This window comes from Ponticoccus sp. (in: a-proteobacteria) (assembly GCF_048381735.1).
The window spans coordinates 432,015-453,233 of record NZ_JBLXGL010000003.1 but is presented as its reverse complement, the minus strand read 5'-3'; the positions used below and the strand labels follow the sequence as shown (position 1 = coordinate 453,233).

Genomic DNA, 21,219 nt, shown 5'->3' with positions numbered 1-21,219 from the left:
GCCGACCGGGTTCAGGCGACCCGTGCGGCGCCGTCACCCGCGCGCCCGTCCGCAGGGCCGGGCCCGTCGAGGTCAGCGCCTTTGGCCGGGGCAGGGGCGGGATCGGCCTGCGGCACCCTGAGGCTGCCAAGCTGCGCCATCAATCCCCTTGCCTCCTGGTTCATGCGGTCGGTCGCGGCGGTGGTTTGCTCGACCATGGCGGCGTTCTGCTGGGTGACGATGTCCATCTGCGCAATGGCGGAGTTCACCTCGGAGAGGGCGGTGGACTGTTCGTGGCTGGCCGCCGCGATCTCTGTCGAGAGATCCGCGACCTGATCGAAATTCGCCACGATGGCGCGCAGCGTCTCGGCGGCATGGTGGATCAGGTCGACACCGCTGGAGACCTCGCCCGAGCTTGCGTTGACCAGTTCCTTGATCTGGCGCGCGGCGTCCGAGGCATTGCCCGCAAGCTGGCGCACCTCTTCGGCGACCACGGCGAAGCCGCGCCCGGCGGCTCCGGCGCGCGCCGCCTCGACGCCGGCGTTCAGCGCCAGCAGGTTGGTCTGGAAGGCGATGTCGTCGATCATGCCGATGATCTGCGTGATCTTCTGCGACGAGGTCTGGATGCGCCCCATGGCATCCGAGGCCTCGGCCACCGTGCCGGCCCCGGCCTCGGCGGTGCGCGCCGCGTCAGAGGCCACGTCCCGCGCCCGCCCGGTATTGGCCGAGGATTGTTCGACGTTCCTGGTCAGTTCCTGCACCGCGGCGGCGGTTTCCTCCAGCGAGGCGGCCTGACTGGCGGTGCGGCTGGACAGGTTGTCGGTGGCACCGCCGACTTCCGCGATGATGCCCAGCAGCTGCTCCATGGTTCCGGTGACCGTGGCCAGCAGCGCGCCCAGCTTCCCGGTGGCGCCGTTCAGCTTGCGGCGCACCGGCTCGAACGAGGCGGGAAAGTCGCTGTCGTCGGGGGCGGGGATGACATGGGTCAGGTCGCCCTCCGCAAGCCGGTCGATGGCGCGGTTGATGTGGTCGAAGGCGCGGGTCTGCTCTTCGGCCTGCACGCGGAAGGTCGTGTCGACGACCCGCTCGATATCCATCGAGAAGGCCCGGTTCAGCGTGCAGACCTGATCGCGCACGCGGTCCATGTCAGAGGGCAGAAACCCGCGACGGCTTTTCTTCAGGAACAGCGTACTGAGGTCGGAGGCCGCCAGAGAATAGGCCGACATATAGGCCTCGATCGGCAGGGCGATGCGGGCGTGGACCCGACCGATCCGCTCTACCGAGGCAAGATATTCCTCGTCGAAACTGGCGGTCAGGATGCGCTTCCAGTGGGTCTTCTGCGCGCTGCGGGCGAAATCCATCCGTCCGGGACCGTCGAAGAAGGCGGCGAGTTCCGGCACCGCCGTGGCCCGCTTGTAAAAGGCGTCGAGCACCCCGTCGAGTTCCGGGATGAGGATGGCGCCGGCTTGTTTGAGAAGCTCTGTATTGGCGCCGTCCAGTTGATAGCTGTGCAGTTTCCTGCTGAGTTCGTCCGACATGTTCGGGTCCCGCTTTGCCCTTGGTTCCGCCGGGTGATGCTGCGGTGAAAGAGTAAAGAAACCGGTGACCTCTGCGGAGAGCAGCGGCGATTTATGCCGGGCATTTGTCACAAATCGCGGGCAGCAGCCGCCCCGAGAGACCCGGCGCGGCTGCTGCCGCCCGGCCTGTCAGACAAGGCATGGGGTCACGGCGGCGGCGCGTGCCGGGAAAGGCTCAGACAGAGACCTTCCCGAGCAGCAGCTCCCGGGGCGTGTCGGCGCGGGGGGCGTCATGGATCACGCGCCCGCGTTCCAGCGCCACGAAATGGTCGCCCAGCTCGAAGGCGAAATCGAAGAACTGTTCGACGAGGATGATCGCCATGTCGCCCCGGGACCGCAGGTATCTGATGACCTCGCCGATCTGCTTGATGATATTGGGCTGTATGCCCTCTGTCGGCTCGTCCAGCAGCAGCAGTTTCGGCTGGGCGATCATGGCCCGCGCGATGGCCAGCTGCTGCTGCTGCCCGCCTGACAGGTCGCCGCCGCGCCGGTTGAGGAAGTCCCTGAGGATCGGGAAGAGGGTGAAGACCTCGTCCGGGATCGTCCAGTCGCTTTTGGGGATGCAGGCGAAGCCGGTCATCAGGTTCTCGCGCACGGTCATCAGCGGAAAGATGTCGCGGCCCTGCGGCACGTAGCCGATCCCGGCACGGGCCCTGGCATGGGCCGGGGTGTTCGGCGCGATGTCCCGACCGTCGAGCACCATGGCGCCGCCAGAGCGCGGATGCGTGCCCGAGATCGCCTTGAGCAGGGAGGTCTTGCCCACCCCGTTGGTGCCCATCAGGCAGGTCACGGCGCCGGGCCGCGCCTCCATCGAGATGTCGTGCAGGATCTGGCTGTGGCCATAGTGCAGCGTCAGGTTGGACAGGCTCAGCATGGGCGGGTTCCTCTGCGCCGTTGAGGGTTGGGGCAGGCCGGGCATTTCGGTATTTGGACCAAGAAGAAACACAGGGGCATCGCCTTATCTCCCGAGGTAGACTTCGATGACCTGCGGGTCCGAGGTCACGTGGTCGATGGAGCCTTCGGCGAGGACGGAGCCCTCGTTCAGCACGGTGACCCGGCAGTCCAGGCGGCGGACGAATTCCATGTCATGCTCGACCACGACGACGGCGCGGGTCTTGGCGGCCTCGACCAGCATCTCCGTGGTCTTCTCGCGCTCTGCGGGGGTCATCCCGGCGGCGGGCTCGTCGACCAGCAGCAGGCGCGGTTCCTGTGCCAGCAGCATGCCGATTTCCAGCCATTGCTTCTGGCCGTGGCTGAGTTCGCCCGCGATGCGGGGCAGTTCACCCAGAAGGCCGATCTGCGCGGCGAGGGCCTCGATCTTCTCGGCGCCCTGCCTGGTCTTCCTGTGGAAGAGCACGTCGAAGGGGCCGCGGGGGTTCTTCAGCGCCATGGCGAGGTTCTCGCGTACGGTCTGGGCCTCGAAGACCGTGGGCTTCTGGAACTTGCGCCCGATGCCTGCGCGCGCGATGCGGCTTTCCGAGAGGCCCAGCAGCGAGATGCCGTCGTCGCCCCAGAGCACGCGACCCGCGTCGGGCCTGGTCTTGCCGGTGATGATGTCCATGAAGGTGGTCTTGCCCGCGCCATTGGGGCCTATGATGGCGCGCATCTCGGGCTCTGCGATCTGGAAGGACAGGTTGTTGATCGCCCTGAACCCGTCGAAGGAAACCGAGACACCGGACATTTCCAGCAGGGTCGGTTTCCGCCTGCGCGTCTCGGGGGGCTTTTGCGGCGTGGTCGCGGCGCTCATGTGCGGCTCTCCTCTTCGCGCGGGGCGCCGGCGTCGGGGCCTGCCTCCGCGCCGTGGCGGGCATGGGCGCGGCGATCGGTGATCAGGTCGACGAGGCCCCCGATGCCCTTGGGGGCGAACAATGTGACCGCGACGAAGCTGAGGCCCAGCAGCACCAGCCACCAGTCGGTCCACTGGAGGGTGTAGGACCCGAGGGTGATGTCGGGCGCGCCGCCGCCGGTGAACCAGCTGCTGAGCAGGGTCACGAAGACCGTGCCCAGCACCGCCCCATAAAGCCGCCCGCGCCCGCCGATGGCGACCCAGACCGCAAGGTAGATCGAGGCGATGGGCGCGATTTCCGCCGGGTTGATGATGCCCGCCTGCGGGTAGTAGAGCGCGCCCGCGATGCCCGAGACGACCGCCGTCAGGGTGAAGACGAAGAGCTTGTAGGCCTCGACGTCGTACCCCAGAAAGCGCACGCGGGTCTCGTTGTCGCGGATGGCGCGGATCACGCTGCCCATCTTGCCCGAGGTGACGAAGGCGAAAAGCACGTAGCCCAGGGCCAGCGCCAGCGCCGAGGCCCAGAAGAACCGGATCGAGATCAGCGCTTGCGGCACAGCCTCGGCGCCGGGGATGTTCTGCAGGCCGGAGAGGCCGTTGTTGCCCCTGAGCCCGCTGTCGTTCTGGAACAGGTAGAGCGACAGGGCCAGCGTCATCGCCTGCGTGAGGATCGACAGGTAGACGCCGGTGACGCGCGAGCGGAAGGCGAGCCAGCCGAAGACCAGCGCCAGAAGGCCGGGCACCAGCACCACCATCAGCAGTTGCAGCGGCAGCGAGTGGGCGAAGGCCCAGATCGGCGGAAACTCGGACGCGCCCACCACCCCGAAGATCTGGCTGGCAATGGCGTCCGAGACCTCCTGCGCGGTCGGCGGAATGATCTGGTTCGACAGGCTTTGCGCCACGATGGTCTCGGTCCGCGCATACATCAGCCACATGCCGACCGCGTAGCCGCCGATGCCGAAGAAGGCGAAGTGACCGAGGCTGAGGATGCCGCAGTAGCCCCAGACCACGTCCATGGCGATGGCGATCAGGCACAGGCACAGCGTCTTGCCCAGCGTCTTGACGAAAGAGGTGGAAATCGCGCCCGTCCCCGTCGCCTCTGCCAGCAGCGTCACCGCAAGGGTAAACAGCGCGAGGATGGCGATGAACCACAGGACAGAGGGGTTCCGGGCGAAGAAGCTGCGTCTCATGAGCGGTCTCCCGTCGGTCCTGGGGGCGGGCCGGGCCGGGGGCTCTGCCCCCTCTTCGCATGCGCGAATTCACCCCCGGGATACTTTTGGACAGAAGAAGCCGGGCGCGGAGTGCCGGTCGGGGCGAGGCGGCCTGTCTTCTTCTTGGTGAAAATACCTTCGCCGAAGGCAATCCCGAAGCCGATACCCGCGCTGGCGCGGCAGAATAAGGCGTGCATGGTCTCAGTCTCCCGCGGCGCGGCCCTTGAGGGCGATGATGCCCTTTGGCCGGACCTGGATGAAAAGGATGATGAAGAGGATCATGTAGGTCTGCGCCGCCAGCGTGTTGGACGGGTTGAACCACTCGATGCCCTTCTGCAGGACGCCGATCAGCGTGGCGCCCGCCAGTGTGCCCCAGACGTTGCCGACGCCGCCCACGACCACGGTCATGAAGCTTTGCACGATATAGTCCTGCCCCATTTCCGAGGTCACCTTGGCGTAAAGTCCGATGGCGACGCCCGCGATCCCGGCGATGCCGGATCCAAGGCCGAAGGTCAGCATCTTGATCCTGTCGGGGTTGATCCCCATCGAGGCCGCCATGCGCGGGTTCTGCGTCACCGCGCGCACTTCCAGCCCCAGCCGGGTCTTCTTGAGGATGAAGAGCAGCAGGCCGAGGAACAGCAGCGCCAGCACGAAGATCGCCACCCGGATGTAGCTGATCGAGATCACCTCGTTGAAGGCGAGGGTGCCGTCCAGCCAGGCCGGAGAAGTCAGCGGACGCGCCTGCGTGCCGAAGATGTTCTTGGCCAGCTGTTGCAGGGCGATGGACACCCCGAAGGTGGCCAGCAGCGTTTCCAGCGGGCGGTCGTAGAGCCAGCGGATCACCAGCCGCTCCATCGCCACACCGGCGCCGAAGGTCACGGCGAAGGCCAGCGGCAGGGCGACCATCAGCGACAGGGTGTAATCGGGGATGAACAGCTGCACCACGTAGCCGGTATAGGCGCCCATCATGATGAACTCGCCATGCGCCATGTTGATGACGCCCATGACGCCGAAGGTGATGGCAAGGCCGATGGCGGCGAGGAAGTAGATCGAGGCCAGCGACACCGCGTCCAACGCGAGGTCGGCGGTCTGGCTGAGGCCCACGCGGGTCTGCACCGCGCCCTGCGTGCGGCGGGCGGCCTCGGTGATGGCGGGGTTGTCCTCTTTGTAGACCTCGAAGATCGTATAGGCGGCGAGCGTCTCGTCGATGGTCTGCGCGCTGGCGCGGGGCGGCAGGGTGCCCGCGGCGGCGAGGCGGTCGTAGGCCTCGGCCCGTGCCTCCTGCGTGTCCAGACGGGCGATGGGCAGGCCCGCGATGACGCCGCCCTCGACGGTGGCCTCCAGCGCGGTGCGGATCCGGGCGGGCGACAGCACCGGCGGCGCGTCTGCCTCTGGCGCGACCAGGGCGTAGGCCTCGGCCCGGGGCAGGTCGCTGCCCGGCTCCAGCACGCGGGCCAGGTTGGCGCCCTCGGGTGCGGCCTGCGCGACCACGACATCGGTCGAGAGGATCTGCGACAGCACCGCGCGCCCGTCGACGCTGAGGTCGGTCGACAGCGCCTCGATGGCCGTGACGCGCTCTGCGGGCGTTTCGCCGAAGCGGGCCATGAGGTAGTTTGCCAGCCGCTCCTTGCGCAGCCGCAGGGCCGGGTCCTCCTCGTCCGCGATGGAATTGCGCAGCGGGCCGAGCTGCGCGGGGTCCAGATTGCGTGAAATCGCGTCCAGCGCGGCGCGGCGGCTGTCGATGTCGGGGTCCGACAGCTGGAACTGCACCAGCGCCTCGCCGATGACGCGGCGGACGCCGCCGTTGGGGCGGATCTGGGAGAGGGTCGCGGGATCGGCGCCTTCTTCGACGGGCTCCAGCGTGCCGGGATGCAGCAGGGTGACGGTGTCGCCGGTGCGTTCGATGCGGAAGAACAGGCCGTCCTCGTCGCGGATATAGAGGCCCTTGTCCTGCCAGGCCTCGAGGAAACCCTGCACGCCGGGCAGGCCGGAGGACAGCAGCGCCTCGATGGCCGGGCCGACCTTGGTGCGCGAGGGCCGGGCGATCTGCGCCTGATGCTCTTGCAGGACCGCCTGAAGGTCCGGGCCGACCTCCTGCGCGGTGCCGGCAGGTGGCAGCAACAGCAAGGCTAGGGCCGTGAGAAGGGCACGGAGCATGGGCAGACCTGTCGTGTCGATGAAGGAAAGGGGAAGGCGGGCGCTGCGGGCAGGACGGGGCGAGGCCCGCCCTGCCACAGGTGCGTCGTGCCGGATCAGTAGTTGGATTTGATCTGGACGCAGGTCGAGGTCTGGGTGTTGTACATACCGCAGTCGAGGTCCTTCCAGTCAGAGGTCAGCACGGCGGATTCCGGCAGGAAGTCGGTCCATGCGTCGCCCGGGACCGGGTCGGTCTGGCTGATAATGTCGAACTGGCCGTCGGCGCGGATCTCGCCGATCAGCACCGGCTTGGACAGGTGGTGGTTCACCAGCATCTCGGCGGTGCCGCCGGTCAGGTTCGGGAAGGTCTGGCCGTACATCGCGTCGCGCACGGCGTCGACATCGGTGGTGCCCGCTGCCTCGACCGCCTGCACCCACATGTTGAAGCCGATGTAATGGGCTTCCATCGGGTCGTTGGTCACGCGCTTCTCGTCGCCGATGAAGGCATGCCACTTCTCGATGAACGCGGCGTTCTCGGGCGTGTCGGCGGACATGAAGTAGTTCCACGCGGCGAGGTGGCCGACGAGGTTCGAGGTGTCGAGCCCCGACAGCTCTTCCTCACCGACCGAGAAGGCCACGACCGGGATGTCGTCAGCGGAGATGCCCGCCGCCGCCAGCTCCTTGTAAAAGCCGATGTTGGCGTCGCCGTTGATGGTCGAGATCACGCCGACCTGCTTGCCGTCCTCACCCAGCGCCACGACATCGGCGACGATGGTCGCCCAGTCGGAATGGCCGAAGGGCGTGTAGTTCACGAAGATGTCCTCTGCGGCGATGCCCTTCTCCTGAAGGTAGCTTTCGAGAATGTTGTTGGTGGTGCGCGGGTAGACGTAATCGGTGCCGAGCAGGGCGAATTTCTCGACGCCGAGCTCTTCGAGGAAGTAGTCGGTGGCCGGGATCGCCTGCTGGTTCGGCGCGGCGCCGGTGTAGAAGACGTTCTTCGAGGATTCTTCGCCTTCGTACTGGACCGGGTAGAACAGCAGCCCGTTCAGTTCCTCGATGACCGGCAGAACGGATTTGCGCGACACCGAGGTCCAGTTGCCGAAGATCACGTCGACCTCGTGCACGGTCAGCAACTCGCGCGCCTTCTCGGCAAAGAGCGGCCAGTCCGAGGCCGGGTCGACGACAACCGCCTCGAGATCGCAGCCCAGAAGGCCGCCGGCCTCGTTCTGGCTGGCGACCAGCATTTCCATCGTGTCCTTCAGAGTGGTTTCGGAAATGGCCATGGTGCCCGACAGCGAGTGCAGCACGCCGACCTTGATCGGGCCGTCCGCGCAGTCCTGCGCCTGTGCGGCCCCGGCCACCAGGGCGGCGACAGCGGCGCCCGACAGCAGTTTGGTGAAGTGTGTCATGATCTCTCCCCGCGGGTCTGATGCGTGACGCACAAAAAGGGCCGCGCGCCGGATCGTCCCGCAACCTTGGTGTTGCGTCCCATGCGATACGCGCGACGATGTCCAATCACCGGCGGCCGCATTGCTTCTTGATGTGCCCCGGACAGCCTGGCGTTGATCGCATCGACAGCCCCCCGTGCGGCCCTCAGATCTAGGCGGCGCGGTTGCCGATGGGTCAACGATCCGGCCTGCGCGGGTGGGGTCGCGGCGTGCGTGGCCTATTTATTGGGCCGCTTTGCGCAAGCCTGATGAAATGTTGTGCGAACTTGCGGGCGATCGGGCCGGAGAAGCCGGGAATCATTGGTGTCGCCGGGCCGAAGGGGGAGGAAAGAGGCAGGACTGCGAAAGGAGGCGCGGGCGGTGACGCGGCACATGCGCGAAGAACCGGCAGGGACGGAAAGGCGGGTGGTGCCCGTGCAGCCACGGGCCGAGGGGCATCTGAGCCTCGCGACCAAGGCGCGCGGCCGGACCTCTGCCATCGACCGCCTGCGCGCGCAGGGGGCCATGCAGGCGCTGTTTCCGCGCCGGGCGGATCGGGGTGTCGAGGCCATCGTCATCAACACCTCCGGCGGGCTGACCGGCGGCGACCGGCTGACGGTCGAGGCCCGGGCCGGGGCGGGCTCTTCGCTGTGCCTGACCTCGCAGGCGGCAGAGCGCGCCTACCGTGCCGCCTCTGGCGTGGCGCGGGTCGAGACGGTGCTGGCCGCCGAGGCGGGGGCCGAGATGCTCTGGCTGCCGCAGGAGCTGATCCTCTACGAGGGTGCGCGGCTGGAGCGGCGGCTGCGCGTCGCGCTTGCGCCCGACGCGCGGTTCCTGCTGGTGGAGCCGGTGATTTTCGGCCGCGCCGCCATGGGCGAGGTGCTGCGTGACGTGCGGTTCCGCGACCGGATCGAGATTTTCCGGGCCGGGCTGCCGCTATATGCCGACGGGCTGTTCCTGCGCGGCGACGTGGCGGCGCAGATGGCGCGGCCCGCTCTGGGCGGCGGCGCCGGGGCCATGGCGCAGGTCGTCTATGCGGCCCCCGACGCCGGGGCGCAGCTGGCGCCGGTGCGTGCGCTTCTGCCGGCCTCCGGCGGGGCCAGCCTGCCGGGGCCCGATCTTCTGGTGGTGCGCCTGCTGGCCGGGGACGGCCACGCGCTGCGCAGCACCCTTCTGCCCATCCTGGACCGGCTCAGCCGGGACCGGCTTCCGACGTCGTGGAGACTGTGACGAGATGAACCTGACCCCTCGCGAGAAAGACAAGCTGCTGGTGGCCATGGCCGCCGTGGTGGCCCGCAAGCGGCTGGAACGCGGCGTGAAGCTGAACCACCCCGAGGCGATCGCCCTGATCACCGACGCGGTGGTTGAGGGCGCGCGCGACGGGCGGTCGGTGGCCGACCTGATGCAGGCGGGGGCCGAGGTCGTCGGCCGGGAGCAGTGCATGGCGGGCATCGCCGAGATGATCCACGAGGTGCAGGTCGAGGCGACCTTTCCGGACGGAACCAAGCTGGTGACGGTGCACAACCCGATCCGGTGACGCCTGTTGCGGGCGTCGGAGCAGGTATTTGGACCAAGAAGAAGCACGAAAGGGGTGACAGGATGAGAACGGGTTTGATCGCGGCGGCTCTGGCGATGGCGGCTTCGGCGGCGGTGGCGCATGAGGGCGCGCATCTGCATCCGCATGGTGCGGGATCGTGGCTGACCTTGCTGGCGGCGGCGGCGCTGGTCGTGGTGGCGGTGGTTGTGGCGAGGACGGGCCGGTGATCCCCGGTGAGCTTCTGCCCGCCCCGGGGGTTCTGACGCTGAACGAGGGCCGCGCCGCCCTGACGCTGATGGTCGCCAATACCGGCGACCGCCCGGTGCAGGTGGGCAGCCATTACCATTTCGCCGAGGCCAACCCGGCGCTGGATTTCGACCGGGGTGCGGCGCGGGGCATGCGGCTGGACATCGCCGCCGGGACGGCGGTGCGCTTTGAACCCGGCCAGCGGCGCGAGGTGGTGCTGATCCCGATGGCGGGCGCGCGCCGGATCCATGGCTTCAACCAGCAGGTCATGGGCGCGCTCTAGACCTGCCGGCCCTTCCGGTTCCGGCGCGCGGTGCGGCGGGGCCGTCTTTCCCGAGGACCCGATTGCGATGACCAAGACACAGACCCGGGACCCCTTTGCCGTCATGCGGCTGTCGACCGACCTTGCCTGGATGACCGTCGAGGCGGGCGCCGTCATCTGGATGCGCTCGCTGGGCATGGTCGGCCTCTGGCGCATGTCCGAGAGCGAGCCGTTGCGCATGGTCGCCGAGAAGCAGGGCGCCTTTGCCGAGGCCGGGCGCGCGGCCTGTTCCGCCGCCTGGCGTGGCGCGGCGCCGGAGGCGGCGCTGGCCGCCGCCCTGCGTCCCTTGCGCATCGTCACCCGTTCCAACGCCCATCGGCTTGCCCGCCGCGATCCCGCGCCCCACGCGCCCCAGTAGAAAGGCCCCTGCGATGCCAGCCACGATCAAGCGTTCCGATTATGCCGCGATGTTCGGCCCCACCACCGGCGACCGGCTGCGGCTGGCGGATACGGAGCTGATCATCGAGGTCGAGCGCGATCTGACCGCCGAGGCGGCGGGCGGCTACGGTGAAGAGGTGAAGTTCGGCGGCGGCAAGGTGATCCGCGACGGCATGGGCCAGAGCCAGGCCACCCGCGCCGAGGGCGCCGTGGACACGGTCATCACCAACGCGCTGATCGTCGACTGGACCGGGGTCTACAAGGCCGACGTCGGCCTGCGCGACGGGCGGATCCACAGGATCGGCAAGGCGGGCAACCCGGACACCCAGCCGGGTGTGACCATCGTCGTCGGCCCGGGGACCGAATGCATCGCCGGCGAGGGGCGTATCCTGACGGCGGGCGGCATGGACAGCCACATCCACTACATCTGCCCGCAGCAGATCGAGGACGCGCTGCATTCCGGCGTGACCACCATGCTGGGCGGCGGCACCGGCCCCGCGCATGGCACGCTGGCCACGACCTGCACGCCGGGGCCCTGGCACATCGGGCGCATGCTGCAGGCCGCCGATGCCTTCCCGATGAACCTCGCCTTCGCGGGCAAGGGCAATGCCTCGCTGCCCGCCGCGCTGAAAGAGCAGATCCGGGCGGGGGCCTGCGCGCTGAAGCTGCACGAGGACTGGGGCACCACCCCCGCCGCCATCGACTGCTGCCTCTCGGTGGCGGATGCCTGGGACGTGCAGGTGATGATCCACACCGACACGCTGAACGAGAGCGGCTTTGTCGAGAACACGGTGAAGGCCATGAAGGGCCGCACCATCCATGCCTTCCACACCGAGGGCGCGGGCGGCGGTCACGCCCCCGACATCATCAAGATCTGCGGCGAGAGCTTTGTTCTGCCGTCCTCGACCAACCCGACCCGCCCCTTCACGGTGAACACCATCGAGGAACACCTCGACATGCTCATGGTCTGCCACCACCTCGACAAGTCGATCCCCGAGGACGTGGCCTTTGCCGAAAGCCGCATCCGGCGCGAGACCATCGCCGCAGAGGATATCCTGCACGATATGGGCGCCTTCTCGATCATCGCCTCCGACAGTCAGGCCATGGGTCGCGTCGGCGAGGTGCTGATCCGCACCTGGCAGACCGCCGACAAGATGAAGAAGCAGCGCGGGCGGCTGTCCGAGGAAACGGGCGACAACGACAACTTCCGCGTCCGCCGCTACATCGCCAAATACACGATCAACCCGGCCATCGCGCACGGGATCGGCCACGAGATCGGCAGCATCGAGGAAGGCAAGCGCGCCGATCTGGTGCTGTGGAACCCCGCCTTCTTCGGCGTGAAGCCCGAGATGGTGCTGATCGGCGGCACCATCGCCTGCGCGCAGATGGGCGACCCCAATGCCTCTATCCCGACGCCGCAGCCGGTCTATTCGCGGCCCATGTTCGGCGCCTACGGGCGCTCTGTCGAAAACTCGGCGGTGATCTTCGTGTCGGAGGCGGCGCAGGCCGAGGGGGTGCGGGCGCGGCTTGGCCTGGCCAAGCAGACGGTTGCGGTGACCAACACCCGCGGCATCGGCAAGGCGGACCTGAGGCTGAACGACGCGCTGCCCCGGGTCGAGGTCGACCCCGAGACCTACGAGGTGCGCGCGGACGGCGAGCTGCTGACCTGCCAGCCGGCGACAGAGCTGCCGATGGCGCAGCGGTATTTCCTGTTCTGAGCGATGACGGAACGGCTGCATGATGGCGATGGCCTCCACTGGTCCGCAGGCGGGGCTTTGGGCTTGCCGCACATGGTGAAGGACCGCGCGGAGGCCGCAGATGACCCGGCCATCCGGGTTGGCAAAACCCGCGCCGGGCAGGCTTGCCGGATGACCAGCCGGAATGCGGCGCCGTCGACCGGGATGATCCGGCCCGACGCCCGAAGGATCGGCAGCCGCAGGGGGCGCTTTCCTGTGCACCGCGCCCCGGGCCGGGTGCAGGGGGGCAGGACGCCGGGCAAGTCCGGGCAGGGCATCGGCTGGCGTCACGGGCAATTGGCTATCGAAGCCCGCGTGATCCGCGGTTAAGCTTTTCGTGAAGAACAACAGGGAGACCCCGCCATGAGACCGCTCATCCTGATGGCCGCGATGATCGGCACCGCCGCCTCGGCGCAGGCCTGCCCGACGCAGGCCGATCTCGACCGCGGCATCCGCTTTGGTGTCGATGGCGACAGCACAGAGGTCTTCACCCGGGGCGAGGGCCCGGGCATCGTGACGTCGATCTTCACCAATGGGGCGGGCGAGCGGACGCAGAGCCTGCTGGCGCAGGGGGTCTACCTGCTCGAAGCGCGCAGCCTCGAAGAGGGGGACGCGTGGCGCAGCGCCTATGCCTTCGAGATCAACGCCGACGAGATGCCGCTGCCCGTGCCCGGGGGGCAGGCCAGTTTCACGGTTATCTTCAGCGGCGACGGCAGTTTCTCGCAGGAGCGGCAGGTGTTCCGTTTCGGCCCGGCGACCCAGACGCAGATCGGCGCGTGCCGCTACGGGATGATCCCGGTCGAGGTCGAATACGGGTCGGACGAGGGGCTGACGGATGTCCTGCACTACCTGCCGGACCTCGGGCTCAGCCTGTTTGTCGAAAGCCGCTACGACGGCGGCGTGGATACCTACGATTACAACAGCGTGGAGGCCGTGGAATGAGCGGATTGCCGGTGGCGCAGGTCCTGCATCGCGCCGGATCATGGAGCGGCGCGGCGCAGAGCGTCGTGCTGGATTACGAGGCGCGGTTCCTGCGCCGCAAACGGCTGGTGACAGAGGCGGGGCTGTCCTTCGTGGTGGATCTGGCGCAGACGACCTCTCTGGACGAGGGCGACGCGCTGGAGCTGGCGGGGGGCGGCCTTGTGGCGGTGCGCGCGGCGGAAGAGCCGGTGCTGGAGGTGCGTGGCCCGCTGGCGCGGCTGGCATGGCATATCGGCAACCGGCACACGCCCTGCCAGCTGCTGGACGACTGCCTGCTGATCCAGCGCGACCCGGTGATCCGCCACATGCTGGAGCATCTCGGCGCCGATGTCACGGAGGCCATGCGCGCCTTCAGCCCCGAGGGCGGCGCCTATGGCCACGGACGCACCCATGCGCATGAACACGGCCACACGGCCCATGCGCAGGACCACGGGTCGGACAAGCCCGCGCAGGATCACGGCCACGACCATGGGCAGGCGCATCGTCACGGGCCTGCGCAGAGCCATGACCATCCGCACGGCCAGGGCCATGCGGAGGAGGGCGACGACCCCGCGCACCGGCATCGCCACGATACCGACCATGCCCATTGACGCCCGCCTGCTGACGCTGACGCAATGGCTTTCGCCGGCCTACCCGGTGGGGGCCTTTGCCTTCTCTCACGGGCTGGAAGCGGCGGTGGCAGAGGGCCGGGTCACAGAGGCCGCCTCGCTGGCGGCCTGGCTGCGGGATATTCTGGAAGAGGGCTCGGGGCGGACGGATGCCATCCTGATCGGACTGGCCGCCGAGGCCGGGGACATCACGACGGTTGAGGCTCTGGCCCGCGCATGGCAGCCTTCGGCGGAACGGCTGCGCGAGGCCGAGCGTCAGGGCGCGGCCTTCGCGCGGGTGACCGCAGAGGTCTGGGCACTGGACCTGCCGCCGCTGCTGCTGCCGGTGGCTTTGGGCCGGGCCGCGCGCCTGCAGGGGCTGGACACGGAGGCGGTGACGGCCTTGTACCTGCAGGCCTTCGCGGGCAATCTCGTGTCGGCGGCGCAGCGCCTGATGGGGCTGGGCCAGACCGGGGCGCAGGCGGTGCTGGCCGGTCTTGCGCCGCTCTGCCTGATGGTGGCGCGGCAGGCGCGCGGGCAGGGTGCCGGGGATCTGTGGTCGAACGCCTTTGCCTCGGACATCGCCTCGATGCGGCACGAGGTTCAGGAGCCGCGCCTGTTCCAGTCGTGACGGCTGCGGCGGGGGCGTTTTCCGTGACGGAAAACGGCCCGAATTCTTTGGAAGAATTCGGCACCGGCGGCGGTCGGGCCGGAAGGAAGGACAACGAGAGATGACAGGCATGAACGGCCCGCTCCGGATCGGCATCGGCGGACCGGTCGGCGCGGGCAAGACGACGCTTACCGCCCGGCTGGCGGAGCGGCTGAAGGATGCGTTTTCGATCGGGGTGATCACTAACGACATCTACACGCAGGAAGACGCAGAGGCGCTGATGCGCATGCAGATCCTGCCCGCCGACCGGGTGATCGGCGTCGAGACCGGCGGCTGCCCGCATACGGCGATCCGCGAGGATGCCTCGATCAACCTTGCCGCCGTGGCCGAGATGGTCCGGCGCCACCCCGAGGTCGAGATCGTGCTGATCGAGTCGGGCGGCGACAACCTGTCGGCCACCTTCAGCCCCGAGCTGGCCGACCTGACGGTCTACGTGATCGACGTGGCGGCGGGCGAAGAGATCCCGCGCAAGGGCGGACCGGCGATCCGGCGCTCGGATATCCTTGTCATCAACAAGACCGACCTTGCGCCGCATGTGGGTGCCTCGCTCGAGGTGATGGAGCGGGACGCGGCGCGGGTGCGCGACGGGCGGCCCTTCCTCTTCACCGCGCTGCGCGCCGGAGAGGGCGCCGACCGGGTGGTTGCCGAAATCCGCGCGCAGGCCGGGCTATGAGCGGGCCGCGGATCGTCGTCATCGGCGGAGGCATCGCCGGGATCAGCGCCGGGGCGGCGCTGGCCTCTGACGCGCAGGTGACCGTGCTCGAGACAGAGCCGCAGCCGGGCTATCATTCGACCGGGCGCTCGGCGGCGCTGTACATTCGCAACTACGGCAACGCGGTGCTGCGGGTGCTGAACGCCACCGCCGGACCGGCGCTGGAAGGCGGGCTGCTGGGCGAGAGCGTGCTGGGCCCGCGCGGCGCCCTGATGCTGGCGGGCCCCGAGGAGATGGCGGCGCTGGAGGACTATGCCGCCGGGTCCTCGGGGCTGGAGCGGATGACGGCGCGCGAGGCGGCCGAGATCGTGCCGATCCTGCGTGTCGAGCGGATCGAGGCGGTCGTGCTGGAGCGCGACGCGCAGGACATCGACGTGGACCGGCTGCTGCAGGGCTGTCTGCGGCTGATGCGGCAGCGCGGCGGCACGCTGATGACCGGGGCGCCGGTCACGGCGCTGGCGCGCGACGGCGCGGGCTGGCGCATCGAGGCGGGCGGCGAAGTGCTGACCGCCGATATCGTGGTCAACGCGGCGGGCGCCTGGGCCGACCGGGTGGCGGCGCTGGCCGGTCTTCCGCCGGTCGGGCTGGTGCCGAAGCGGCGCTCCGCCGTGCTGATGGCGGTGCCGAACCCGGCGGAGGAGGTCGGGCGCTGGCCGCTCTTCGGGTCGGTGGCGGACACCTGGTACGCCAAGCCCGACGGCGGGCGGCTGATGATCTCTCCGGCGGACGAGGACCCGGTGGAGCCGGGCGACGCCTGGCCCGACGACATGGTGCTGGCCGAGGGGCTGGACCGGTTTTCGCAGATGGTCGATGTGCCGCTGGTGCGGCCCTCGCATTCCTGGGCCGGGTTGCGGAGCTTCGTGGCCGACAAGACGCCGGTGGTGGGCATGGACCCGCTGGCGCCGGGGTTCTTCTGGCTGGCGGGGCAGGGCGGCTACGGGGTGCAGACCGCGCCCGCGCTGGCGGCGCTGGCGGCGGCGCTGTGCCTTGGCGGGAGGCCCGCGCTGGATGCGGACACGCTGGCGGCGCTGTCGCCGGAGCGCTTCGCCCGCGGCTGAGGGGGCGTTTCCGGGCGCAGGGCCACGCCCGGGGCCGCTGTCGGATTTCGGTATTTGGGCCAAGAAGAAACGCAAGGGGGTGGGCCGGGCGGCGATCCCTGCGCCTGGGCCGCGGTTGCGGGGGGCAGGGCATGCCGAGGCCTGCGCGTCTTTGCGGAGAAGAGGCCCGGAGAGGGGGGCGATGCGGTGGATTGGGCGGTCTGCGGGCGCCCTGTCCGGCGGGGCCGCGAGGGTTACTCCTTGATGAAACGCTGCATCATCCGGACCTCCTGTCCGCGCATCAGGCCCCAGGCGGTTTCCATGTGGGCGGTCATGATCGCGCGCGCCGCGCCGGCGTCGCCTGCGCGCAGCGCCATGACGAGGCGGGTCTGGTAATCGGTGCCGCGGCGCCAGAGTTCGGCATTGGGTGGCTCGTAGAGGTGGCGGTGCACGGTCAGGTCCGAGAGCAGGTTCACCATGAAGTCGATGATGAAGCCCAGGAGCGGGTTGTCGGACTGTTCCGCCAGCAGCGCGTGGAAGCGCAGCGAGGCGACGTGCTGGGCGGCCTCTTCCTCGAGCGTCTGCGAGGGTTCGGCGTATTCCGAGATGTTCTCTTCGAGCCGGGCCAGCGTGTCCTCGTCCAGCGTTCCGGCCAGCGAGGCGGCAAGTTCCGGTTCCAGCGCGAGGCGCAGGCGGTAGATGTCGCCGATGGTCAGGTCCTTGAAGTAGAAGTAGTTCCCCAGCAGCGCCTTGGCGCGGGCGCGGCTGACCTCGTGCACGAAGTTGCCGCCGCCGGGGCCGGTGCGGGTCTTGATCAGCCCCTGTGCCTCGAGGATGCGCATGGCCTCGCGGATGGTGCCCTTGGCCATGCCGAAGCGGGCCATCAGCTCGGCCTCGCCCGGCAGCCGGTCGCCCGCCGTCAGGCCCTGTTCCACCACCCAGGACTTGATCGCCTCGGCCACCTGCGCGGGGCGGCTGCGTTTCGGTTCACGCCTCTTCGGGGTGGTGGCAGGCGGCAAGGTGGTCCTCTCCCATGTCTCTCAGTGCCGGGTCCTCGGTGCGGCAGAGGTCGGTCGCTTTCGGGCAGCGCCCGGCAAAGGCGCAGCCCACCGGCGGGTTCAGCGGGTCGGGCAGTTCGGTGCCCTTCTGCTCGGGCGGGGCCAGGGGGCGGCCCACGACCGGCGCGCTTGCCGCCAGAAGTTTCGTATAGGGGTGGCGGGGCGCCTTGAAAATGCGTTTCGCATCGCCGATCTCGACCACCGCGCCGAAATACAACACCATGACCCGGTCGCTGACCGCCTCGATCACGGCGAGGTCGTGGCTGATGAAGAGGTAGGTCAGGGTGTATTCCTCGCGCAGCGCCGCCAGCAGATTCAGCACCTGCGCCTGCACCGAGACATCCAGCGCCGAGACCGGCTCGTCCAGCACCATGATGCGGGGGCTTGCGGCCAGCCCCCGGGCGATGCCGATGCGCTGCGCCTGCCCGCCCGAGAACTCGTGCGGATAGCGGTCCAGAAAGGTCTCGCGCAGGTTCACGCTGTCGAAGATCTCGGCAATGCGGGCCTCGCGCTGCGCCTTGTCCATGCCGTGGAGGCGCTTCAGCGGCACCTCCATGATCTGGCGGATCGACTTGCGCGGGTTCAGCGAGGAGATCGGGTCCTGAAAGACATACTGGATGAGGCGTCCGAAGGCGGCGGGGTCGGCGGTGTCCAGCGCCTTGCCGGCGATCTCGATCTGGCCGGTCGAGGGCTCCAGCAGGCCCACCAGCATCCGTGCCAGCGTGGACTTGCCGCAGCCCGACTCGCCGACGATGCCGAGGGTTTCGCCTTCGGCCACGCTGAAAGACAGGGGCCGGACGGCGCGCACCCCTGCGCGGGAGCTGCCGAAAAGACCGGTGCGCTGCGGGAAGGTCTTGGAGAGGTCGGTGACCTGCAGGGCGATGGTCATGTCACGGCCTCCTCGGGGTGGATGCAGCGGACCCTGCGCGTGGTGCCCGCCAGCGGGATCGGGCTTTCGGTGCAGGCCTCTGTGCGTTTGCGGCAGCGGGGCGCAAAGGCGCAGCCCGGCGGCAGCTCGTCGACCGAGGGCGGCAGGCCGGGGATGGCCTCCAGCGCGCGCTGGCCGCCGCCCAGTTCCGGCACGCAGGCGATCAGGCGGCGTGTGTAGGGGTGGGCTGCGGCCTCCAGCACCGCCTGCGTCGGGCCTTCCTCGACGATCCTGCCCGCATACATCACCGCGACCCGGTCGCAGAGCTGCGCCACCACGCCGAAGTCATGGGTGATGAAGACGATGGCCAGCCCGCGTTCGCGCCGCAGTGCATCGAGCAGGGCGAGGATCTGAGCCTGAACGGTCACGTCCAGCGCCGTCGTCGGCTCGTCGGCGATGATCACGTCGGGGTCGTTGGCCAGCGCCATGGCGATGCCGACGCGCTGGCGCATGCCGCCCGACATCTCGTGCGGATAGTCCCTCAGGCGGCTGTCCGGGTTGGGGATGCGGACGTCCTTCAAGAGGCCAAGCGCCCGCTCCATTGCCTCGGCCTTGGGAATGGCGTGGTGCACCAGGATCGCCTCGGCCAGCTGGTCGCCGATCCGGTAGAGCGGGTGCAGCGTGGCCAGCGGGTCCTGGAAGATATAGGCGACGTTCTGACCGCGCTTCTGCCGCAGCTTGCGGAAGGGGGCGTCCAGCAGGTCCTCTCCGTCGTAGCGCACCGCGCCGCCGGTGATCACGCCGGGGGGCGAGGCGACAAGGCCCATGACCGACAGCGCCGTGACCGACTTGCCCGATCCGCTTTCGCCGATGATGCCAAGGCATTCGCCCTTCTCGACATGCAGGGTGACGCCGCCGACCGCCTCGTAGACGCGGGGGCCGACGTGGAACTGCGTCTGCAGGTCTTGCAGCGCCAGCAGCCCCCTGCCATCGGCGGCGGGCACGGGGCCAGAACGGGCGACCCGCGTGCGGGGCAGGGGGCGCGACAGCGCGCCCGAACGCAGGCGCGGGTCCAGCGCGTCGCGGATGCCGTCGCCCAAGAGGTTGATGCTCATGACGATGAGGAAGATCATCACGCCGGGCACGATCGAGGTATGCGGCGCGGTGATCATCGCCGCCCGCGCCTCGCCCAGCATCGAGCCCAGATCGGCCTGCGGCGGCTGCGAGCCAAGGCCGAGGAAGGACAGGCCAGCGGTTTCGAGGATCATCCAGCCCACGGTCGTGGACATGGCGATGACGATGGTCGACAGCACGTTGGGCAGCAGTTCCGTCAGGATGATCCGCGTGTGGCCGAGGCCCGCCAAACGCGCCGCATCGATGAATTCGCGCCGGGCGAGGCTGACGGTCATCCCCCGGATATTGCGCGCGAAGAAGGGGATGTTCACGGCGGCCACGGCGATCAGCGCGTTCATCAGCCCGGGGCCAAGCGCCGCGACGATGGCCAGCGCCAGCAGGATGTAGGGAAAGGCCATCAGCATGTCGACGCCGCGCATGATGATGTTGTCCACCCGTCCGCCGAAGTAGCCTGCGACGATCCCGATGGCCGAGCCGATGGTGGCCGCGATCACCGCCGCCGCGACCCCGATGGCAAGGCTGAGGCGCGTGCCATGCAGCAGGCGCGCCAGCAGGTCGCGGCCAAGGTGGTCGGTGCCCAGAAGGTGACCTTCGGAGAAGGGGCGCAGGAACTTGTCGGCGGTGGCGGTTGTGTCGGGGTTCTGCAGCGGCAGCACCGGCACCAGCAGCACCAGCAGCAGGATCACCCCCAGGACAACGGCCCCAAGCGCGGCCAGACGGTTGCGGAAGACGAGGCGCGCGAAGCTCATGTCTTGATCCTCGGATCCAGGAGGCTTTGCGCCACGTCCACCATGATATTGAACAGCACGTAGCAGGCGGCCACGAAGACCACGCCGCCCTGCACCAGCAGGATGTCGCGCTTGAGAATCGCGTCCACCAGCATCCGCCCGACACCGGGCCACTGGAAGACGATCTCGATGTAGACCGCGCCTGACAGGACAAAGCCCGCCTGAATGCCCAGCACCGGGATGATGCTCACCATCGCCGCGCGCAGGGCATGGCCGTAAAGCACCCGGCGCTCCGGCACGCCCTTGGCCCGCGCGGTGCGGATGAAGTCCTGCCGCAAGACCTCCAGCATGGCAGAGCGCGACAGCCGCGCGATCACGCCGGTGGCCACGGCGGCCAGCGCCAGCGCGGGCATCACGAGATGTGCCAGAAGGTCCGGCAGGTCGCCGCCGCCATAGATCGCGTACATGCCCGACACCGGCAGCCAGCGCAGCTTCACCGCGAAGAGCAGGATCATCATCATGCCAAGGAAGAAGGAGGGGACCGAAATTCCGATCAGCACCGTGAAGGTGATCGCCTTGTCGGCCCAGCCATACTGCCGCGCGGCGGAAATCACCCCGGCAAGGACGCCCAGCACCGAACACAGCACAAAGCTCGTTCCCGCCAGCACCAGCGTCGCATTGAACCGGTCGAGGATCTCGTCCAGCACCGGGCGGTTCAGGCTAAACGACCGCCCGAAATCGCCGGTCAGCATATTGCCCAGCCAGATGAAATACCGCTGCACCATGGGCTTGTCCAAACCCAGATCCCGGTTCAGCTTTTCGACGTTGTCGGGTGTCGCGTAGGACCCAAGGATCGCCGTCGCCGGGTCGCCCGGGATCATCGCCATGATCAGGAACACGATCACCGTGATCCCCAGAAGCACCGGCACCGCCGACACCAGTCTTTTCAGGATATAGGAACCCATGCCTGGACCTCCGGCTGGGGTGAAGGACCACCAAGCCGCCCATTCGGGCGCCCCTGCTTCTCTGGTCCGAAAATACCTGCGGGGGTTGCCATTGTCGCGCCATTGGTCCGAGAGACAATGGCGACGGGGCGGCAGCCCCCCGGC

General features: G+C 68.8%; 21 protein-coding genes. 11 read left to right on the top strand and 10 right to left on the bottom strand.

Going from position 1 to position 21,219, the window contains the following annotated elements:
• Positions 1–11: 11 nt before the first annotated feature.
• The 6 genes from ACN5KJ_RS09275 to urtA all read right to left on the bottom strand — a co-directional run bounded on the left by ACN5KJ_RS09275 (position 12) and on the right by urtA (position 8,098).
• On the bottom strand, positions 12–1,517 hold the full coding sequence (locus ACN5KJ_RS09275; RefSeq protein ID WP_418593488.1) for a methyl-accepting chemotaxis protein: 1,506 nt from the start codon (positions 1,515–1,517) through the stop codon (positions 12–14).
• Positions 1,518–1,731: 214 nt separating this feature from the next.
• Positions 1,732–2,430: an urea ABC transporter ATP-binding subunit UrtE gene (gene urtE, locus ACN5KJ_RS09270; protein WP_418593486.1), complete on the bottom strand. Its 699-nt coding sequence runs from the start codon at positions 2,428–2,430 to the stop codon at positions 1,732–1,734.
• An 84-nt stretch (positions 2,431–2,514) separates the two neighbouring features.
• A complete protein-coding gene (urtD, locus tag ACN5KJ_RS09265) occupies positions 2,515–3,303 on the bottom strand; it encodes an urea ABC transporter ATP-binding protein UrtD (protein WP_418593484.1) in 789 nt (262 codons plus the stop codon).
• Positions 3,300–4,532 (bottom strand): urea ABC transporter permease subunit UrtC, encoded by a 1,233-nt coding sequence (gene urtC, locus ACN5KJ_RS09260; protein ID WP_347165875.1) that lies wholly within the window; start codon positions 4,530–4,532, stop codon positions 3,300–3,302. Before urtC ends, urtD begins: the two co-directional genes overlap by 4 nt.
• Before the next feature lie 222 nt (positions 4,533–4,754).
• Positions 4,755–6,710: an urea ABC transporter permease subunit UrtB gene (gene urtB / locus ACN5KJ_RS09255; RefSeq protein WP_418593482.1), complete on the bottom strand. Its 1,956-nt coding sequence runs from the start codon at positions 6,708–6,710 to the stop codon at positions 4,755–4,757.
• A 95-nt stretch (positions 6,711–6,805) separates the two neighbouring features.
• Entirely contained in the window at positions 6,806–8,098 is a 1,293-nt protein-coding gene (gene urtA, locus ACN5KJ_RS09250; protein ID WP_418593480.1) for an urea ABC transporter substrate-binding protein, read from the bottom strand.
• A 399-nt stretch (positions 8,099–8,497) separates the two neighbouring features.
• On the opposite strand from urtA, the gene ACN5KJ_RS09245 reads away from it, so the two are divergent.
• From ACN5KJ_RS09245 to ACN5KJ_RS09195, 11 genes are all read left to right on the top strand, one after another.
• On the top strand, positions 8,498–9,346 hold the full coding sequence (locus ACN5KJ_RS09245) for an urease accessory protein UreD (protein WP_418593478.1): 849 nt from the start codon (positions 8,498–8,500) through the stop codon (positions 9,344–9,346).
• Positions 9,347–9,350: 4 nt separating this feature from the next.
• The gene (locus ACN5KJ_RS09240) at positions 9,351–9,653 is read left to right on the top strand and encodes an urease subunit gamma (RefSeq protein ID WP_418593476.1); all 303 of its coding nucleotides are present in this window, start codon (positions 9,351–9,353) and stop codon (positions 9,651–9,653) included.
• A 62-nt stretch (positions 9,654–9,715) separates the two neighbouring features.
• Positions 9,716–9,880: a peptidase M23 gene (locus ACN5KJ_RS09235; protein WP_418593475.1), complete on the top strand. Its 165-nt coding sequence runs from the start codon at positions 9,716–9,718 to the stop codon at positions 9,878–9,880.
• A complete protein-coding gene (locus tag ACN5KJ_RS09230) occupies positions 9,877–10,182 on the top strand; it encodes an urease subunit beta (RefSeq protein ID WP_347167951.1) in 306 nt (101 codons plus the stop codon). The genes ACN5KJ_RS09235 and ACN5KJ_RS09230 overlap by 4 nt, the downstream gene beginning before the upstream one ends.
• Before the next feature lie 67 nt (positions 10,183–10,249).
• Complete coding sequence (locus tag ACN5KJ_RS09225; RefSeq protein WP_418593474.1) at positions 10,250–10,579, top strand: antifreeze protein; 330 nt, start codon at positions 10,250–10,252, stop codon at positions 10,577–10,579.
• Positions 10,580–10,592: 13 nt separating this feature from the next.
• Positions 10,593–12,317 (top strand): urease subunit alpha, encoded by a 1,725-nt coding sequence (gene ureC, locus ACN5KJ_RS09220; protein ID WP_418593472.1) that lies wholly within the window; start codon positions 10,593–10,595, stop codon positions 12,315–12,317.
• Positions 12,318–12,698: 381 nt separating this feature from the next.
• Positions 12,699–13,277, top strand: coding sequence for a hypothetical protein (locus tag ACN5KJ_RS09215; protein WP_418593470.1), 579 nt, complete (start codon positions 12,699–12,701; stop codon positions 13,275–13,277).
• Entirely contained in the window at positions 13,274–13,906 is a 633-nt protein-coding gene (locus tag ACN5KJ_RS09210; RefSeq protein WP_418593469.1) for an urease accessory protein UreE, read from the top strand. The genes ACN5KJ_RS09215 and ACN5KJ_RS09210 overlap by 4 nt, the downstream gene beginning before the upstream one ends.
• On the top strand, positions 13,902–14,534 hold the full coding sequence (locus ACN5KJ_RS09205) for an urease accessory protein UreF (protein WP_418593577.1): 633 nt from the start codon (positions 13,902–13,904) through the stop codon (positions 14,532–14,534). The genes ACN5KJ_RS09210 and ACN5KJ_RS09205 overlap by 5 nt, the downstream gene beginning before the upstream one ends.
• Positions 14,535–14,634: 100 nt before the next feature.
• On the top strand, positions 14,635–15,246 hold the full coding sequence (gene ureG / locus ACN5KJ_RS09200) for an urease accessory protein UreG (protein ID WP_418593467.1): 612 nt from the start codon (positions 14,635–14,637) through the stop codon (positions 15,244–15,246).
• On the top strand, positions 15,243–16,343 hold the full coding sequence (locus ACN5KJ_RS09195; RefSeq protein ID WP_418593466.1) for an NAD(P)/FAD-dependent oxidoreductase: 1,101 nt from the start codon (positions 15,243–15,245) through the stop codon (positions 16,341–16,343). The genes ureG and ACN5KJ_RS09195 overlap by 4 nt, the downstream gene beginning before the upstream one ends.
• A 233-nt stretch (positions 16,344–16,576) precedes the next feature.
• Here the strand turns inward: ACN5KJ_RS09195 and ACN5KJ_RS09190 are convergent, their stop codons facing one another.
• From ACN5KJ_RS09190 to ACN5KJ_RS09175, 4 genes are read right to left on the bottom strand one after another with little or no spacing between them, the layout of a single operon-like run.
• Positions 16,577–17,341, bottom strand: coding sequence for a FadR/GntR family transcriptional regulator (locus tag ACN5KJ_RS09190; RefSeq protein WP_418593464.1), 765 nt, complete (start codon positions 17,339–17,341; stop codon positions 16,577–16,579).
• Positions 17,310–18,269 (bottom strand): ABC transporter ATP-binding protein, encoded by a 960-nt coding sequence (locus tag ACN5KJ_RS09185; RefSeq protein ID WP_418593462.1) that lies wholly within the window; start codon positions 18,267–18,269, stop codon positions 17,310–17,312. The genes ACN5KJ_RS09190 and ACN5KJ_RS09185 overlap by 32 nt, the downstream gene beginning before the upstream one ends.
• Positions 18,266–20,131, bottom strand: coding sequence for a dipeptide/oligopeptide/nickel ABC transporter permease/ATP-binding protein (locus ACN5KJ_RS09180; protein WP_418593460.1), 1,866 nt, complete (start codon positions 20,129–20,131; stop codon positions 18,266–18,268). Before ACN5KJ_RS09180 ends, ACN5KJ_RS09185 begins: the two co-directional genes overlap by 4 nt.
• Positions 20,128–21,075: an ABC transporter permease gene (locus ACN5KJ_RS09175; RefSeq protein ID WP_418593458.1), complete on the bottom strand. Its 948-nt coding sequence runs from the start codon at positions 21,073–21,075 to the stop codon at positions 20,128–20,130. Before ACN5KJ_RS09175 ends, ACN5KJ_RS09180 begins: the two co-directional genes overlap by 4 nt.
• Positions 21,076–21,219 lie beyond the last annotated feature (144 nt).

What these genes read in the sequence shown, in the direction of transcription:
- ACN5KJ_RS09275 (WP_418593488.1), bottom strand. Translation starts at nt 1,517, where the DNA reads ATGTCGGACGAACTCAGCAGGAAACTGCACAGCTATCAACTGGACGGC.
- urtE (WP_418593486.1), bottom strand. Translation starts at nt 2,430, where the DNA reads ATGCTGAGCCTGTCCAACCTGACGCTGCACTATGGCCACAGCCAGATC.
- urtD (WP_418593484.1), bottom strand. Translation starts at nt 3,303, where the DNA reads ATGAGCGCCGCGACCACGCCGCAAAAGCCCCCCGAGACGCGCAGGCGG.
- urtC (WP_347165875.1), bottom strand. Translation starts at nt 4,532, where the DNA reads ATGAGACGCAGCTTCTTCGCCCGGAACCCCTCTGTCCTGTGGTTCATC.
- urtB (WP_418593482.1), bottom strand. Translation starts at nt 6,710, where the DNA reads ATGCTCCGTGCCCTTCTCACGGCCCTAGCCTTGCTGTTGCTGCCACCT.
- urtA (WP_418593480.1), bottom strand. Translation starts at nt 8,098, where the DNA reads ATGACACACTTCACCAAACTGCTGTCGGGCGCCGCTGTCGCCGCCCTG.
- ACN5KJ_RS09240 (WP_418593476.1), top strand. Translation starts at nt 9,351, where the DNA reads ATGAACCTGACCCCTCGCGAGAAAGACAAGCTGCTGGTGGCCATGGCC.
- ACN5KJ_RS09235 (WP_418593475.1), top strand. Translation starts at nt 9,716, where the DNA reads ATGAGAACGGGTTTGATCGCGGCGGCTCTGGCGATGGCGGCTTCGGCG.
- ACN5KJ_RS09225 (WP_418593474.1), top strand. Translation starts at nt 10,250, where the DNA reads ATGACCAAGACACAGACCCGGGACCCCTTTGCCGTCATGCGGCTGTCG.
- ureC (WP_418593472.1), top strand. Translation starts at nt 10,593, where the DNA reads ATGCCAGCCACGATCAAGCGTTCCGATTATGCCGCGATGTTCGGCCCC.
- ACN5KJ_RS09215 (WP_418593470.1), top strand. Translation starts at nt 12,699, where the DNA reads ATGAGACCGCTCATCCTGATGGCCGCGATGATCGGCACCGCCGCCTCG.
- ACN5KJ_RS09210 (WP_418593469.1), top strand. Translation starts at nt 13,274, where the DNA reads ATGAGCGGATTGCCGGTGGCGCAGGTCCTGCATCGCGCCGGATCATGG.
- ureG (WP_418593467.1), top strand. Translation starts at nt 14,635, where the DNA reads ATGACAGGCATGAACGGCCCGCTCCGGATCGGCATCGGCGGACCGGTC.
- ACN5KJ_RS09195 (WP_418593466.1), top strand. Translation starts at nt 15,243, where the DNA reads ATGAGCGGGCCGCGGATCGTCGTCATCGGCGGAGGCATCGCCGGGATC.
- ACN5KJ_RS09185 (WP_418593462.1), bottom strand. Translation starts at nt 18,269, where the DNA reads ATGACCATCGCCCTGCAGGTCACCGACCTCTCCAAGACCTTCCCGCAG.
- ACN5KJ_RS09180 (WP_418593460.1), bottom strand. Translation starts at nt 20,131, where the DNA reads ATGAGCTTCGCGCGCCTCGTCTTCCGCAACCGTCTGGCCGCGCTTGGG.
- ACN5KJ_RS09175 (WP_418593458.1), bottom strand. Translation starts at nt 21,075, where the DNA reads ATGGGTTCCTATATCCTGAAAAGACTGGTGTCGGCGGTGCCGGTGCTT.